Annotated in this window: 15 protein-coding genes; 10 read left to right on the forward strand and 5 right to left on the reverse strand. The window is 62.1% G+C overall.

Annotated elements, in window-relative coordinates:
- Nucleotides 1-96: 96 nt before the first annotated feature.
- From rpsT to RQ479_RS17770, 6 genes are all read left to right on the forward strand, one after another.
- Nucleotides 97-363, forward strand: a complete 267-nt coding sequence (gene rpsT / locus RQ479_RS17745; RefSeq protein ID WP_023676922.1) for a 30S ribosomal protein S20 — start codon at nucleotides 97-99, stop codon at nucleotides 361-363.
- A gap of 838 nt (nucleotides 364-1,201) precedes the next feature.
- Nucleotides 1,202-2,749: a chromosomal replication initiator protein DnaA gene (gene dnaA / locus RQ479_RS17750; RefSeq protein WP_376702025.1), complete on the forward strand. Its 1,548-nt coding sequence runs from the start codon at nucleotides 1,202-1,204 to the stop codon at nucleotides 2,747-2,749.
- 199 nt (nucleotides 2,750-2,948) lie between these two features.
- Nucleotides 2,949-4,067, forward strand: coding sequence for a DNA polymerase III subunit beta (dnaN, locus tag RQ479_RS17755; protein WP_023676920.1), 1,119 nt, complete (start codon nucleotides 2,949-2,951; stop codon nucleotides 4,065-4,067).
- A 26-nt stretch (nucleotides 4,068-4,093) separates the two neighbouring features.
- Nucleotides 4,094-5,242, forward strand: coding sequence for a DNA replication/repair protein RecF (recF, locus tag RQ479_RS17760; RefSeq protein ID WP_376702026.1), 1,149 nt, complete (start codon nucleotides 4,094-4,096; stop codon nucleotides 5,240-5,242).
- Between the two features lie 76 nt (nucleotides 5,243-5,318).
- Nucleotides 5,319-6,080 carry a molybdopterin-synthase adenylyltransferase MoeB gene (locus RQ479_RS17765; RefSeq protein WP_376702027.1) on the forward strand — a complete coding sequence of 254 codons (762 nt, stop codon included), beginning with the start codon at nucleotides 5,319-5,321 and terminating at the stop codon, nucleotides 6,078-6,080.
- Nucleotides 6,077-6,565, forward strand: a complete 489-nt coding sequence (locus RQ479_RS17770) for a GNAT family N-acetyltransferase (RefSeq protein ID WP_352464847.1) — start codon at nucleotides 6,077-6,079, stop codon at nucleotides 6,563-6,565. The genes RQ479_RS17765 and RQ479_RS17770 overlap by 4 nt, the downstream gene beginning before the upstream one ends.
- 65 nt (nucleotides 6,566-6,630) lie before the next feature.
- Here RQ479_RS17770 and RQ479_RS17775 read toward each other — a convergent pair whose 3' ends face one another.
- A complete protein-coding gene (locus tag RQ479_RS17775) occupies nucleotides 6,631-7,632 on the reverse strand; it encodes a 2-hydroxyacid dehydrogenase (protein ID WP_376702028.1) in 1,002 nt (333 codons plus the stop codon).
- A gap of 157 nt (nucleotides 7,633-7,789) precedes the next feature.
- Between RQ479_RS17775 and RQ479_RS17780 the strand changes: the two genes are divergently transcribed.
- On the forward strand, nucleotides 7,790-8,347 hold the full coding sequence (locus RQ479_RS17780) for an SH3 domain-containing protein (protein WP_023676915.1): 558 nt from the start codon (nucleotides 7,790-7,792) through the stop codon (nucleotides 8,345-8,347).
- Nucleotides 8,348-8,429: 82 nt separating this feature from the next.
- Here the strand turns inward: RQ479_RS17780 and RQ479_RS17785 are convergent, their stop codons facing one another.
- On the reverse strand, nucleotides 8,430-8,789 hold the full coding sequence (locus RQ479_RS17785; RefSeq protein ID WP_352464845.1) for a DUF4260 domain-containing protein: 360 nt from the start codon (nucleotides 8,787-8,789) through the stop codon (nucleotides 8,430-8,432).
- Between the two features lie 10 nt (nucleotides 8,790-8,799).
- Complete coding sequence (irrA, locus tag RQ479_RS17790; RefSeq protein WP_023676913.1) at nucleotides 8,800-9,231, reverse strand: iron response transcriptional regulator IrrA; 432 nt, start codon at nucleotides 9,229-9,231, stop codon at nucleotides 8,800-8,802.
- A 240-nt stretch (nucleotides 9,232-9,471) separates the two neighbouring features.
- Here irrA and fabA point away from each other — a divergent pair, with 240 nt between their 5' ends.
- From fabA to fabI, 3 genes are all read left to right on the forward strand, one after another.
- A complete protein-coding gene (fabA, locus tag RQ479_RS17795) occupies nucleotides 9,472-9,990 on the forward strand; it encodes a 3-hydroxyacyl-[acyl-carrier-protein] dehydratase FabA (RefSeq protein ID WP_352464844.1) in 519 nt (172 codons plus the stop codon).
- A 121-nt stretch (nucleotides 9,991-10,111) separates the two neighbouring features.
- Complete coding sequence (gene fabB, locus RQ479_RS17800) at nucleotides 10,112-11,332, forward strand: beta-ketoacyl-ACP synthase I (protein WP_352464843.1); 1,221 nt, start codon at nucleotides 10,112-10,114, stop codon at nucleotides 11,330-11,332.
- Between the two features lie 13 nt (nucleotides 11,333-11,345).
- On the forward strand, nucleotides 11,346-12,158 hold the full coding sequence (gene fabI, locus RQ479_RS17805) for an enoyl-ACP reductase FabI (protein WP_352464841.1): 813 nt from the start codon (nucleotides 11,346-11,348) through the stop codon (nucleotides 12,156-12,158).
- A gap of 36 nt (nucleotides 12,159-12,194) precedes the next feature.
- On the opposite strand, the gene RQ479_RS17810 is transcribed toward fabI, so the two are convergent.
- Nucleotides 12,195-13,208: a class I SAM-dependent methyltransferase gene (locus tag RQ479_RS17810; protein WP_376702029.1), complete on the reverse strand. Its 1,014-nt coding sequence runs from the start codon at nucleotides 13,206-13,208 to the stop codon at nucleotides 12,195-12,197.
- A gap of 104 nt (nucleotides 13,209-13,312) precedes the next feature.
- A complete protein-coding gene (gene pnp / locus RQ479_RS17815; RefSeq protein WP_292654001.1) occupies nucleotides 13,313-15,460 on the reverse strand; it encodes a polyribonucleotide nucleotidyltransferase in 2,148 nt (715 codons plus the stop codon).
- Between the last annotated feature and the right edge of the window lie 128 nt (nucleotides 15,461-15,588).

Here is a 15,588-nt window from a genome sequence, read left to right on the forward strand (position 1 = left end):
TAAGCCGCACCAACCGAGGCGGCCCTGTGGCTGCCCGTTTGTTTTTTGCGCCCTGCGGTATCCCGCAAGCGCCCACCAGATCAGAAGAGAGGCACCATGGCCAATACCTCCTCGGCCAAAAAGGCAACGCGCAAGATCGCCCGTCGCGCAGCGATCAACAAGAACCGCCGCTCCCGCGTCCGGACCTACATCCGCCAGGTCGAAGAGGCGCTGGCGGCTGGCGACAAGGCGGCCGCACAGGCTGCCTTCAAGGTAGCCGAGCCGGAATTGATGCGCGCCGCGACCAAGGGCGTGGTGCACAAGAACACGGCATCGCGCAAGGTGTCGCGGCTGGCCCAACGGGTCAAGGTGCTGTCAGCCTAATATACCTTTTCGTGAACTGCGCTTGTTCAAACCCGGCCGATCGCGCCGGGTTTTTTCGTTTGCCGGCAAGTACTTAAAAGAAAGCCCGCAAAACGGCGTCCGCGAGCATTTCAAAGTTCGAAATGCTTTGCCGGCATATACATGCCCGCTCATATTCGGAGCCTCCGAAACCGCCAATACGAAAATTTCCGAGCGTCACAGATTACCGTTTCTTTTCAGAAGCTTACCGATGGTGATCCACAGCTTGTTCACATCAGCTGCGGCCGATAGGCGACAATTGGCTGTCAAGTGAATTATTTCAGAAAATTTCGCGTTGTGTGGCCTTTTTCATATTCGCCGGAAAAGGGTTTGAATCACAATGGCTTTGTCAAAATCAACTGTTGCAGCATGGCGTTCGAAACGTCCCTTGCTAGTCAGATTCCTTAAAAATCCGTTAGGGGTGGCCTTGCCCTATCCACAGCGATTTCGGTAATGTCTGTCCATCGAAGGGACGGGCCCTTGGCCCTTGACCAGCCTGAAACCGGCCAGCTCAAATTGGCAGAGTTTACAGCGCGGATTCAACTCCGCGGACGGGGTTGGTTTGTCTTTTCGATACGGTAGGGGACTGGCGTAATTGTACATGGCAGGTCGACGGTGCGCCGGCGGTTTTTCGCCGGACGGCATTTTGTTGCCCTGACATGACCAAAGCGGATCGGCTCTTCGGCGCCGGACCGACAACGAGGCGATTCATCAGCCGGCGGCGGCGATGGTGTCGCAGCGAAGACACGGTCGCCGGAAACATGGATGCAGGAGGCGCATCCCCGGCGGAAAACAGGTACAAGAGACAAGGAACTCGATCATGCAGAGCGGCGGCATCGAAAGGGAGCTTACAGGCGACCTCCCATTTCCTGGAACGTTAATCGGAAGGAACGACATGGCGGCTTCCAATGAAGCTGAACAGAAGTTCGATCGGGTCAAGGCCCAGCTGAAGGCGCGTCTGGGAACCGAGGTCTATTCGAGCTGGTTCGGGCGCATGAAGGTCGCTGAATCCTCCAAGGGCATTGTTCGCATCTCGGTGCCAACCGCATTCCTGCGTTCATGGATCAACGGCCACTATCTCGATCTCATCACCGAGTTGTGGAAGCACGAGGATCCGGAGATCCTCAAGATCGAGATCGTCGTTCGTACTGCCACACGCCAGGGCCGCAACAGCGTCGAGCCAGAAGTGGCCCCGGCGCGCAAGATGACCAGGCAGACGCAAACCGCGCTCTCCGCCGGCACGGCGAGCCCCAGCAGGGTCGAACGGGTCCCGGCACCCCGCCCGGGGATGCCGGCAGAAACCGAGTTCCGGCACAATGTTCTCGGTTCGCCACTCGATCCACGCTACACTTTCACCTCCTTCATCGAAGGACCATCGAACCGAGTGGCTTTTGCCGCCGCCAAGGCGGTCGCGGAATCGCAGTCGAGCGCGGTGCGTTTCAATCCGCTCTTTCTTCACGCGACGGTCGGGCTGGGCAAAACGCATCTGTTGCAGGCCATCGCCGCAGAATCGCTGAAGCAGAATCCGAAATCGCGGGTCGTCTATCTGACGGCTGAGTATTTCATGTGGCGGTTCGCCACCGCGATCCGCGACAACAACGCACTGACGCTGAAAGAACAGCTGCGCGACATCGACCTCCTCATCATCGACGACATGCAATTCCTGCAGGGCAAGTCGATCCAGCACGAATTCTGCCATTTGATCAACATGCTGCTCGACAGCGCCAAGCAAGTGGTGGTCGCTGCCGACCGGCCGCCGTCGGAATTGGAGTCGCTGGAGCCACGCGTCCGCTCGCGCCTCAATGGCGGCGTCGCGTTGGAAATGTCAGCCCCGGATTTCGCCATGCGCATCGGTATGCTCAAGCTCAGGCTGGCCACCGCCAAGCTCGACGATGCGTCGCTCGATATTTCCGAAGAGATCCTCAACCACGTCGCCCGCACGGTGACCGGCAGCGGGCGCGAGCTCGAAGGTGCCTTCAACCAGCTTTTGTTTCGCCAATCCTTCGAACCGCAGATCACCATCGACCGCATCGACGAGATCCTCGGCCACATCTATCGTTCGGGCGAACCCAAGCGGGTGCGTATCGAGGACATCCAGCGCATCGTCGCGCGCCACTACAACGTGTCGAAGACCGAACTTCTGTCTAACCGGCGCACACGCACCATTGTCAAGCCACGGCAAGTCGCCATGTATCTGTCGAAGGTGATGACGCCGCGCTCGCTGCCGGAGATCGGGCGGCGGTTCGGCGGTCGTGACCATACGACCGTGCTGCATGCGGTGCGCAAGATCGAGGATCTTTCCGGTGCCGACAACACACTGGCGCAGGAACTCGAATTGCTGAGAAGGCTGATCAACGACCAGGCCTGACGGCCCGAAAAACGTCGGCTCGCGGACTTCGGCCTTTTTATCCCCAGAAAGCCCGTGCAGCCGGTCCGAACCGGTGGCGCGGGCTTGCGTTTGCCGGGTTTTTCCTGTCAGTTTACGCAGATTCTGAGCCTGTTCAGACCTTTCGCGGGGCGCCGCTTGCCGGAGACCCGTTCATTCATTCAAGCGAGCCTGTTTCGTCATGCGTGTTATCCTGGAACGGTCAAATCTGCTGAAGTCGCTCAACCATGTTCACCGCGTGGTCGAGCGGCGCAATACCATTCCGATCCTGTCGAACGTGCTGCTCAGCGCTGAGGGGGCCAGCCTTGAAATGAAGGCGACCGACCTCGACCTGGAGGTGACCGAAGCAACGCCGGCAAAGGTCGAGCGTGGCGGGGCGACGACGGTCCCGGCGCATCTGCTCTACGACATCGTGCGCAAGCTTGCCGACGGCGCGGAGGTGGCGCTGAAGACCGACGAAGACGGCAACGCCATGACGGTGACGTCGGGGCGCTCGAGCTTCCGCCTGCAGTGCCTGCCGCAGTCCGACTTTCCCGAACTTTCAGCCGGGTCGTTCTCGCATATTTTCCGGCTCGATTCCGTCGGACTAAAGGGCCTCATCGAAAAGACCCAGTTCGCCATCTCGACCGAGGAGACGCGCTATTATCTGAACGGCATCTATCTGCACACGCACGAGGCCGGCGGCAAGCTGAAGCTGCGCTCGGTCGCGACCGACGGCCACCGGCTGGCGCGCGCCGAGATCGATGCGCCGGCAGGCTCTGAGGGCATGCCTGGCGTCATCATCCCGCGAAAGACGGTCAGCGAGCTGCAAAAGCTGGTCGACGATCCCGATGTTGCAGTGACCACCGAGCTGTCGGACACCAAGATCCGTTTCACCATCGGCAGCGTCATCTTGACCTCCAAGCTGATCGACGGCACTTTCCCGGACTACCAGCGCGTCATTCCAACCGGCAACGACAAGAAGCTGATTATCGATCGTCAGAGTTTCGCCGCTGCCGTCGATCGCGTTTCGACCATTTCGTCCGAACGCGGCCGGGCGGTGAAGCTTTCGATCGCCGAAGGGCAGGTCACGCTTGCGGTCAACAACCCGGATTCGGGCAGTGCCACCGAGGAACTGGCGGCCGACTATTCGTCTGATCCGATCGAGATCGGCTTCAACGCCAAATACCTGCTCGACGTTGCCGCGCAACTGACCGGCACGGAGGCGAAGTTCATGCTGGCGGATGCCGGTTCCCCGACGCTGATCCACGACATGGCCGACGAGACCGCGCTCTACGTGCTGATGCCGATGCGGGTGTAGGGCCCGAACGGGGCCATCTTGCTGTCGTGACCAGATCTGCAAAACCGCAGCAGACCTACATAAGTAAGCTCACACTTACGAATTTCCGCAACTATGCGGCGTTGGCAATCGACCTTGATCCCGGCGCTGTGGTTTTCTCCGGCGACAATGGCGCCGGCAAGACCAATCTGCTTGAAGCGATCTCGCTGCTCACGCCAGGCCGCGGCCTGCGCCGCGCACCCTATGCCGAGGTGGCGCGCGAAGGCGGCGACGGTGGCTTCGCGCTGCATGCTCGGCTTGACGGGCCGGAAGGCCAGGTCGAGATCGGTACCGGGATACCGGGCAGCGACGGCGAAGGCGGCAGGCGGGTGCGGATCAACGGCGCGGCGGCACGCTCAGCCGAAGACATGCTGGAATGGCTGCGCGTGGTCTGGCTGACACCGGCCATGGACGGCCTGTTCCCCGGGCCGGCGGCCGATCGTCGGCGCTTCCTCGACCGGCTGGTACTGGCGATCGATCCCAGCCACGGCCAGCGCGCGCTTGACTACGAAAAGGCAATGCGCGGCCGCAACAGACTGCTCGCCGACGGTTCGCGCGACGGTGCCTGGTTCGATGCGATCGAGATGCAAATGGCCGAGACCGGCGTGGCAATTGCCGCGGCGCGTGCCGAACTGGTGCGCCTGCTCGCCGCCATGATCGACCGGCTGCCCGGCGACGGACCGTTTCCGCAAGCCGACATCGGCATCTCGGGCGAACTGGAAGGCGAAATCGGTATTTTGCCGGCCGTCGACCTAGAGGAACGGTTCCGTCGCGCGCTTGCCCAGGGGCGCGACCGCGACCGCACCGCCGGACGCACGCTCGACGGCCCGCACCGTTCCGACCTCGTGGTGCGCCACCGGCCCAAGGCGATGCCGGCCGAGCTCTGTTCGACCGGCGAGCAGAAGGCGCTGCTGGTCGGCATTGTCTTGTCGCATACGCGGCTAACCGGCGAGATGTCGGGCATGACGCCGATCCTGCTGCTCGACGAGATTGCCGCCCATCTCGACGGCGGTCGACGGGCGGCCTTGTTCTCGATCCTGGAGGAACTGAACTGCCAGGCCTTCATGACCGGGACCGATGCCGCGTTGTTTGACAGCCTCAAGGGACGCGCGCAATTCCTGACCGTCGATCACGGTAAGGTCAGGCCGACCACTTGAACTTGGTTCATGCCGCACTTCTGCGCAGCATGCATTGATGCCTGACAAGCTTTCTCCTCCGCTATATGGTCCGGCGATGATCACAGCCGCCCTTACCGATGAAGAGCTCGAACGCTACGCCCGCCACATCGTGCTGCCCGAGATCGGCGGCGCCGGCCAGCAGCGGCTGAAGCGGGCACGGGTGCTGGTCATCGGCGCCGGCGGATTGGGAGCGCCGGTGCTCGAATATCTCGCCGCCGCAGGGATTGGCACCCTCGGTATCGTCGACGACGACATCGTTTCGCTTTCCAACCTGCAACGACAAGTGATCCACGCCACGGGCGATGTCGGCATGGCGAAAACCGACAGCGCCAGAGCGGCGATCATCCGCATCAATCCAAACGTCGTCGTGGAAGAGCACAATTTCAGGCTGACCGTGGACAACGCCCCTGCTCTCATCGCCCGTTATGACATCGTCGCTGACGGCTCCGACAATTTCGAGACGCGCTACGCGGTAGCCGACGCCTGCGCCGCCGAGAGCCGGCCGCTCGTGCATGCCGCCGTTGGCCGCTTCGACGGCTCGGTCACGGTGCTGAAGCCGTTCGAAAGCGGCCCGGACGGCACGTTGAACCCAAGCTACCGCGATCTCTTTCCCGAGGCGCCGCCGCCGGGACTGGTGCCGTCCTGCGCGGTGGCCGGCATTGTCGGCGCGCTGACCGGGGTCATTGGCACGCTGCAGGCAATGGAAGCGATCAAGCTGATCACCGGGATTGGCGAGCCGCTGGTCGGACGACTGCTGCTCTACGATGCGCTGGCGGCACGCTTCGACACGATCCGCTACAAGCGAACCAACCGGTGAGCCTGCCTGCCGACGTTTCCATCGTGCAGCTTGCGGCCGATTTCGACCGTTGGGACGAGGTCTTGGCACTTGTCCTGCGCGCCTTCGCCTTCATGGACGGGGTTATTGACCCGCCGTCCTCGGCGCATCGGCTCACCGTCGAAAATCTCAGGGCTAAAGCGATCGAGGAGACAGCATTCCTGGCGCTGAAGCAAAGCGAGATCGTCGGTTGCGTCTTCGTCCTGAAGCGCGCAGACGACCTCTATATTGGAAAGCTCGCGGTCGAGCCGGCTCTTCAGGGACAAGGCGTTGGAAAACGGCTGATGCAGGCCGTCGAAGATCTTGCCCGTAGCCACAACAGGACCGCCATCGAGCTCCAGACCCGGATCGAGCTGATCGGAAATCACGCAGCCTTTGCCCGCCTCGGTTTTCGTGAAACCGAACAGACAGCGCACAAGGGCTACGACCGGCCGACCTCAATCACCATGCGCAAGGTGCTTTCGTAAGCCAACATTATCCAAAAGACGAACGCGTGGTTGCCGCGGCAAGACCATGCCGGCATGATGGCAGGTCACGCCCGCAGCGGCAGCACGCGGTCGGGCGGGCGATGACCGTCGAAGAAGGCGCGGATGTTGATGATCACCTTCTCGCCCATGTCGATACGGCCTTCGAGCGTCGCCGAACCCATATGCGGCAACAGCACGACCTTGCCTTTGTGGGCGAGCTTCAGCAGCTTGCTGTTCAGCGCCGGCTCGTGCTCGTAGACGTCGAGGCCGGCGCCGGCGATCTTGCCGTCATGGATGAGCTTGACTAGCGATTCCTCATCGATGATATCACCGCGCGCGGTGTTGACTATGTAAGCTGACGGTTGCAGAAGCGCCAGCCGCCGTGCCGACAGCAGATGAAAAGTTGCCGGTGTCGATGGGCAATTGACCGAGATAATGTCCATGCGGGCGAGCATCTGGTCGAGGCTTTCCCAATACGTCGCTTCCAACTCGTCCTCGATTGCCGGCAGCACGCGATGGCGGTTGTGGTAGTGGATCGAGAGGCCAAAGGCCTTGGCGCGCCTGGCGACGGCGGTGCCGATGCGACCCATGCCGACAATGCCGAGCCGTTTGCCCCAGATACGCCGGCCGAGCATCCAGGTCGGCGACCAGCCCGCCCATTTCCTATCGCCGGTCAGCACGTTGGCGCCTTCGGCCAGCCGCCGCGGCACGGCCAGCATCAGTGCCATGGTCATGTCGGCCGTATCTTCGGTCAACACGTTCGGCGTGTTGGTGACGGTGATGCCTTTCTTGGCCGCTGCCGCAACGTCGATCTTGTCGACGCCATTGCCGAAATTGGCGATCAGCTTGAGGTTGTCGCCAGCCTGGGCAATCAGCGCCGCATCGACATTGTCGGTCACGGTCGGCACCAGCACGTCGGCCTCCTTGACCGCCGCCACTAATTCCGGCTGCGTCATCGGCCTGTCCTCGACATTCAAGCGGGCGTCGAACAACTCGCGCATGCGGGTCTCGACCGGGTCGGGCAACTTGCGCGTGATGACGACGAGGGGCTTCTTTTTGCCTGCCATTGTTTCCTCGAACCCGATCTCGTTGAGACCTCTTTAACCAAGAACGGCGAAACTGAGAGCCGATCGCGGTACCGGTCATCCATGTAACAAGAGGTTCCGCCGAAGACAAAGAAAAAGGGGCGCGAAGGCCGATGGGCCGGCGCCGAAAGGAACGAAAGTGTCTGGTTTCGCGTCGCTCCGCCTGACCCTCAGTGCAGCATTTCTCGGCGCTCTCATCCATAGCCCACTGGTGATGGCGCAAAGTGCGGCGGCACCCGCCCAGAGCGTCACGCTCGGACCAAGCGGCTTGCCGCTGCCGCGCTTTGTCAGCCTGAAATCCGGCCGCGTCAACTCGCGCGTCGGGCCGGGCGTCAACTATTCCGTCGACTGGATGTATATGAAGCCAGGCTTGCCGATGGAGATCATCCAGGAGTTCGATACGTGGCGCCGGGTGCGCGATGCCGACGGCTCGGAAGGCTGGATCAATCAGTCGCTGCTTTCGGGCCGCCGCACGGCGATCGTCGCCCCCTGGCAGCGCGGCAAGGACGCTCGCGTCAACCTCCTCGACGACCCGGCAAAAGATGCAGGCGTCATCGCGATCCTCGAACCGGGGGTGATGGGCACGATCAAGTCCTGCGATGGCCAGTGGTGCGAAATGACCTTCGACGGCCATACCGGCTGGCTCGCCCAGTCGCTCGTCTGGGGTGCCTATCCCGGCGAAAAGGTCAAGAACTGACCTTTCCGAACCGGAGGTTAGGCCAGCGCTGCAAGCACCGGATCCGGCATTTTGTTTCGCTGATCTTCGGTTCGGAGATGGTCTAGCGGCCGATGCGGCCGAGATGGGTATCCTGGAAACTGCTCGACAGCTTCAAGCCATAGCCCAGAGCGCGGTCGATGGCGATGTGGGCGATCCAGATCAGCGCAACAGCTATCGCCATTGCATTGTCAAAGACGCTGCCGACAAGCGCCAGCAGAACTGGCAAGATCAGTATGTGCAAGGCGTTGTAGGCGACGGCCCCGACGCGCGGCCCGGCCATGTAACCCAGCATCGACAGGTCGGGTGCCAGAATGAGCACTGCAAATAGCCACCAGGAAGCACCGGCGATTGCATAGAAGACAAGAGCCGCGCCCGCGACGGCGACCCATTCGAGCCGGAGCGTCAAATCCAGGAATTTCATAAGGCGCCGGTCAGTCGCAGCGTTTCGGACGCAGTCTCACCACGATATCGACATTGGCGATCTCCATGCCTTCCGGCGGTTCCGGCAGGTTGGAAACCGTCACCGGGCCGCTGTCGATATCGAAGATCCTGTTTTCGCCCTCGATATAGAAATGATGGTGATCGGAGGTGTTGGTGTCGAAATAGGTCTTCGATCCCTCGACGGCGAGGATGCGCAAAAGGCCAGCCTGGGTGAACTGGTGCAGAGCATTGTAGACGGTGGCCAGAGACACCGGCACGCCGGCGGCAAGCGCTTCCTCGTGCAACTCCTCGGCCGAAAGATGACGGTCGCCCTTGGCGAAAAGCAGATCGGCCAGCGCGATGCGCTGGCGTGTCGGCCTCAGACCGGCCTCGCGAACCCGCTTGTCCACAGCGACATTATCCTTCCGGCAACCCAGATCCATCTATCCGTCGCGCTCACAGTTCCGCCTCAGACACGTCCAAAATGGCAGAAATAGAGCATCTGCCGAAACTGAACGTGTCCTGACATATATTCTGTCGGCCGAATGCGATCAATAGCGCGCATTGACCCGGGCAGATGGGCAGGTTAAGCGCAAACGCCGGTTTCCGGCCTGAAACAGATTGTGTTAGGAAACCACCGACAAGGGCGCCTATCGCCCGGGACGATCACGGGGACGAGATTGATGGCGGGTTCGAAGTCCAGTTACGGTTACGAGGAATTGCTTGCCTGCGCCCGCGGCGAGCTGTTCGGACCGGGAAATGCGCAGCTGCCCTATCCGCCGATGCTGATGTTCGACCGCATCACCGAAATCAGCGAAACTGGCGGTGCGTTCGACAAGGGTTTCATCCGCGCGGAATTCGATATCAAGCCGGATTTGTGGTTCTTCGCCTGCCATTTTATCGGCAATCCGATCATGCCGGGATGCCTGGGCCTGGACGCCATGTGGCAGTTGACGGGGTTCTATCTTGGATGGCTCGGCGAACCCGGCAAGGGGATGGCGCTGTCGACCGGTGAGGTGAGATTCAAAGGGATGGTCACGCCTTCGGTCAAGAAGGTGGAGTACGGCGTCGACTTCAAGCGAGTGATGCGCGGTCGGCTTGTGCTTGGTATCGCCGATGGTTGGCTGAAGGCAGATGGCGAGCCCATATATGCGGCAACGGATCTGAAGGTCGGTCTGTCCAAGCAATCGGCCGCCGCCTGAACGAAGACCCTACAGTACGACGTCTTGGACGTCTGATGGACGCTGTAGCACTTTAATTTTGCGCATGGTTCCGTTCCGGAAATTGATTCAGGTTCGGGGTCCGCGCTGGAAGGAGTTGCGAATGAGACGGGTCGTAGTCACAGGTCTCGGAATCGTGTCGTCGATCGGTAACGATGCCAACGAGGTGCAGACCTCGCTGCACGATGCCAGATCCGGCATCAGTTTCTCCGACTCTTTCGCCGAGCATGGCTTCCGTTGCCGGGTGTGGGGCGCGCCGACGCTGGATCCATCGGGCATGATCGACCGTCGCGCCATGCGCTTCCTGTCGCAGGGTGCTGCCTGGAACCATGTCGCAATGGACCAGGCGATCGCAGACGCCGGCCTCGACGAGACCGACATCACCAACGAGCGCACCGGCATCGTGATGGGCTCCGGCGGACCGTCGACCCGTGCAATCGTCGAGGCGGCCGAGACCACGATCAAAAACGGCAGCCCCAAGCGGATCGGGCCATTCGCGGTGCCAAAAGCGATGTCGTCGACCGCTTCGGCGACGCTTGCCACCTGGTTCAAGATCCACGGCGTCAACTACTCCATCTCATCGGCCTGCTCGACGTCTGCGCATTGCATCGGCAATGGCTACGAGTTGATCCAGTGGGGCAAGCAGGACATCGTCTTCGCCGGCGGCCATGAGGACCTCGACTGGACGATGTCGGACCTGTTCGACGCCATGGGCGCCATGTCGTCCAAGTTCAATGACAGGGCATCGGTCGCCTCCCGCGCCTACGACGTCGATCGCGACGGTTTCGTCATTGCCGGCGGCGCCGGCGTGCTGATTCTTGAAGAACTCGAGCATGCCAAGGCACGCGGCGCCAAGATCTATGCTGAGATCGTCGGCTATGGCGCGACCTCGGACGGCTACGACATGGTGGCGCCGTCGGGCGAAGGCGCAGCGCGCTGCATGAAGCAGGCGCTCGCAACGGTGTCCTCGCCGGTCGACTACATCAATACGCACGGCACTTCGACGCCGGTCGGCGACTCCAAGGAAATGGGCGCCATCCGCGAGGTGTTCGGCGAGAAGATGCCTTTCATCACGTCGACCAAATCGCTGACCGGCCATTCGCTGGGTGCGGCCGGCGTGCAGGAATCGATCTACTCGATCCTGATGATGCAAGGCGGCTTCATCGGCGAGAGCGCCCACATTGACAACCTCGATCCGGAATTCGAAGGCATGCCGATCGTGCGCAAGCGCATCGACGAAGCCAGGATCGACACCGTTTTGTCCAATTCGTTCGGTTTCGGTGGCACCAACGCTACGCTGATTTTCCAGCGCTATTCCGCATAAGGATTTGCCGACCATGGACGGATTGATGAAGGACAAGCGCGGGCTTGTCATGGGTGTCGCCAACGATCATTCGATCGCCTGGGGTATCGCCCGCAAACTGTCCGAACATGGCGCGGAACTCGCCTTCACCTATCAGGGTGAGGCCTTCGGGCGCCGGGTCAGGCCTCTCGCCGAGAGACTGGGCGCATCGCTGGTCGTGCCTTGCGACGTAGAGGACAGCGCATCGGTCGCTGCCACCTTCGAGACCCTTGGCAAAGCGTGGGGCGGGCTGGACTTCGTCGTCCATGCCATCGGCTTTTCCGACAAGAACGAGCTGAAAGGCCTCTACGCCGACACCAGCCGCGACAACTTCATCCGCACCATGGTGATCTCCTGCTACTCCTTCACCGAGGTCGCCCGTCACGCCGCCACGTTGATGAAGGATAGCGGTTCGATGATCACGCTGACCTATGCCGGTTCGGTCCGCGTCATGCCGAATTACAACGTTATGGGCGTCGCCAAGGCCGGGCTGGAGGCCAGCGTCCGCTATCTAGCCAACGACTACGGCCCGCGCGGCATCAGGGTGAACGGCATATCGGCGGGACCGGTACGGACGCTTGCGGGCGCCGGGATTTCCGACGCACGCCACATGTTTTCCTATCAGCAGCGCAACTCGCCGCTGCGCCGCACGGTGACCATCGACGAAGTCGGCGGTTCCGCGCTCTATTTGCTGTCCGATCTGTCCTCCGGCGTCACCGGCGAAATCCACTATGTCGATTCCGGCTATCACATCGTGTCCATGCCGACGCTTGACGAGTTGAAGCAGACCGACGGCGGCCGGGAATAGCGCGAGCGACGTGTCGCCTGCTTGCCCCGCAGCGTTTCAGCGCCGCGCCGCGAAGACCTTGAACATGCCGTCGCGGGCGAGCTCCGCATGGCTGGAGAAGGCGGCCGCCAGCACCGCCTCGTAGGGAAGCTGACGGTTCGCCACCATGAACAGCCGGCCGCCCGGCTTCAGCGCCTTGCCTGCCGCGCGGATCATGCCGGCACCGATCTCCGGCTCAGTCGCCCGGCTGCGGTGAAAGGGCGGGTTCATGACGACCGCGTCATAGCGGCGCTCGACCGGTTCGCTCAAAAGATCTATCCAGAAGAAACGTGGCTCCACGCCGGTGTTGCCGACATTGGCCTTCGCCGCCTCCAGCGCCTCGAAATCCGCTTCGTAAAGGTCAAGCGCCGATATGCCGGGTGAGCGGGCGGCGACTTCGGCGGCGACATAGCCCCAACCGGCACAGAAATCCGCAACGCTGCCACGCAGATCGTTGGGCAGATTTTCGACCAGCAGCTTCGATCCCGCATCGATCTTGTCGAACGAAAACATGCCTGGGGCCGTGCGGAAGCGGTCCTCGACCACCAAGTCCGGATTGGCGGCGCGAAGCGTTGCCGCGGCAACGGTATCGGCCGGCCGGCGAAACCAGAAGGCAATGCCGTGATGCTTCGGCAGGTGGCCTTCGAGCGGCACAAGGGCGCCGACATGCTTGCGCAGGCTGGCGATACCATCGTCCTTGCCGCCGGCGACGACGATCAACCCGCCTGGTGCTGCGCGTTTGACCGCTTCGGCAACGCGCAACTCGTTTTGGCCGCGATGGCGGCCAGCGAGAACAAATGCCGCGTCGAAAGCGTCGCCTTCGACCTGCGGCGTGACCGCGAAGCCGGACGCCTGCAAGGCGCAAAAGTGCGGCCTGAAGCCTTGGACGAGATGAAGCTTGGCATCCAAGCCTTCGGGCAAGCGGAAGCCGGGCTCGGCACCGAGAAAGAGTATGCGTTCATCCTTTCGTGGCAGGGAAACAGCACCGGCCTCGAACGGATGGAAAAGCGTTTTCAGCGGCTCGGCGGACATTCACCACTCTTGAACTGCAAGGCTGTTGTTGAAACGCAAACGGGCGCGACCTTCCGGCGCGCCCGCTTCGATTGCTCTATGCGTTCGACGGAACGCAACCCCGCCTAGGCGGCGTTCTCTTCGCCTTCGCTCTTCTTGTCGCGGACGATTTCCTTGCCGGTGGCCTGGTCGACAACCTTCATCGACAGGCGGACCTTGCCGCGCTCGTCGAAGCCCATCAGCTTGACCCAGACCTTGTCGCCTTCCTTGACCACATCGGAAGTCTTGGCGACGCGGTCATTGGCGAGCTGCGAAATGTGGACGAGGCCGTCACGCGGGCCGAAGAAGTTGACGAAAGCGCCGAAGTCGGCGGTCTTGACGACCGTGCCTTCGTAGATTTCGCCGACTTCCGGCTCGGCGACGATGGTGTGTATCCACTTCTTCGCCGCCTCGATCTCCTTGGCATTGGCCGAAGCGATCTTGACCGTGCCGTCGTCCTCGATGTTGATCTTGGCGCCGGTCTTTTCGACGATCTCGCGGATGACCTTGCCGCCCGAGCCGATCACGTCGCGGATCTTGTCGGTCGGGATGTGCATGACCTCGATGCGCGGCGCGAACTCGCCGAGCTCGGCACGTGCGCCGGACAGCGCATGGGCCATTTCGCCGAGAATGTGCTGACGGCCATCCTTGGCCTGGTCGAGGGCGATCTTCATGATCTCCTCGGTGATGCCCTCGATCTTGATGTCCATCTGCAGCGAGGTGATGCCGTAGGCGGTGCCGGCAACCTTGAAGTCCATGTCACCGAGGTGGTCCTCGTCGCCGAGGATGTCGGAGAGCACGGCGAAGCGCTCGCCTTCCTTGATCAGGCCCATCGCAATGCCGGCGACCGGCTTGGCAAGCGGCACGCCCGCGTCCATCAGCGCCAGCGAGGTGCCGCAGACGGTAGCCATCGAGGACGAGCCGTTGGACTCGGTGATCTCCGAAACGACGCGCAACGTATAGGGGAACTGGTCGGCGGTCGGCAGCATTGGCCGGATGGCGCGCCAGGCGAGCTTGCCGTGGCCGATTTCGCGGCGGCCCGGCGAACCCATGCGGCCGGTTTCACCGACCGAATAGGGAGGGAAGTTGTAGTGCAGGAGGAACTTCTCCTTGTACATGCCGGTCAGCGAATCGACATACTGCTCGTCCTCGCCGGTGCCGAGCGTGGCGACGACCAGCGCCTGGGTCTCGCCACGGGTGAACAGCGCCGAGCCGTGCGTGCGTGGCAGGACGCCGACTTCCGAGACGATCTTGCGGACCGTCTTCAGGTCGCGGCCGTCGATGCGCGAGCCGGTGTCGAGGATGTTCCAGCGCACGACCTTGGCCTGGAGTTCCTTGAACACGGTGCCGATCTGTTCGGACGTGTATTTGGCCTCTTCGCCTTCTGCCGGCGCGAACGCGGCCTTGACCTTCGCCTTGACGGCGTCGACGGCGGCATAGCGCTTCTGCTTGTCGGTGATCTTGTAGGCGTCGCGAAGCTCGCCTTCGACGATCTTCAGCATCTCGGCTTCAAGTGCGGAATAGTCCGGCGCGGTGAAGTCGCGCGGGTCCTTGGCCGCGACTTCAGCCAGCTTGATGATCGCGTCGATCACCGGCTGGAAGCCCCTGTGGCCGAACATGACGGCGCCGAGCATCAGATCCTCGCCGAGTTCCTTGGCTTCGGACTCGACCATCAGCACGGCGTCTGCGGTGCCGGCGACGACCAGGTCGAGCTTCGATTCCTGCATCTCGTCGACATGCGGATTGAGCACGTATTCGCCGTTGATGTAGCCGACGCGGGCGCCGCCAACCGGGCCCATGAACGGCACGCCGGACAAGGTCAAGGCGGCGGAGGTGGCGACGATCGACAGGATGTCCGGGTCATTTTCGAGATCGTGCTGGACGACGGTGACGACGATCTGGGTGTCGTTCTTGTAGCCTTCGGCGAAGAGCGGGCGGATCGGGCGGTCGATCAGGCGGGAAACCAGCGTTTCCTTCTCGCTCGGACGGCCTTCACGCTTGAAATAGCCACCCGGGATCTTGCCGGCGGCGTAAGTCTTCTCCTGGTAGTTGACCGTCAGCGGGAAGAAATCGAGGCCGGGTTTCGGCTCTTTCATCGAGACGACGGTGGCGAGAACCTTGGTTTCGCCGTAGGTGGCCAGCACCGCGCCATCGGCCTGACGCGCGATCTTGCCGGTTTCGAGAATGAGCGGGCGGCCGCCCCATTCGATTTCCACTTTGTGGTAATTGAACATGTCTTGTCCTTCGTATGCGGAAAGGGCCGCGCCGTTCAGCGTGCGCGGATGCCCCTTTCCCTTGGCTTCCTTTCTCGGGCAGCCACGGGCAAGACAACGGGAGGCTCGGCTATTCGGCGCGGTGCCGC

This window comes from Mesorhizobium sp. ISC25, assembly GCF_042295465.1.
GTDB lineage: Bacteria > Pseudomonadota > Alphaproteobacteria > Rhizobiales > Rhizobiaceae > Mesorhizobium.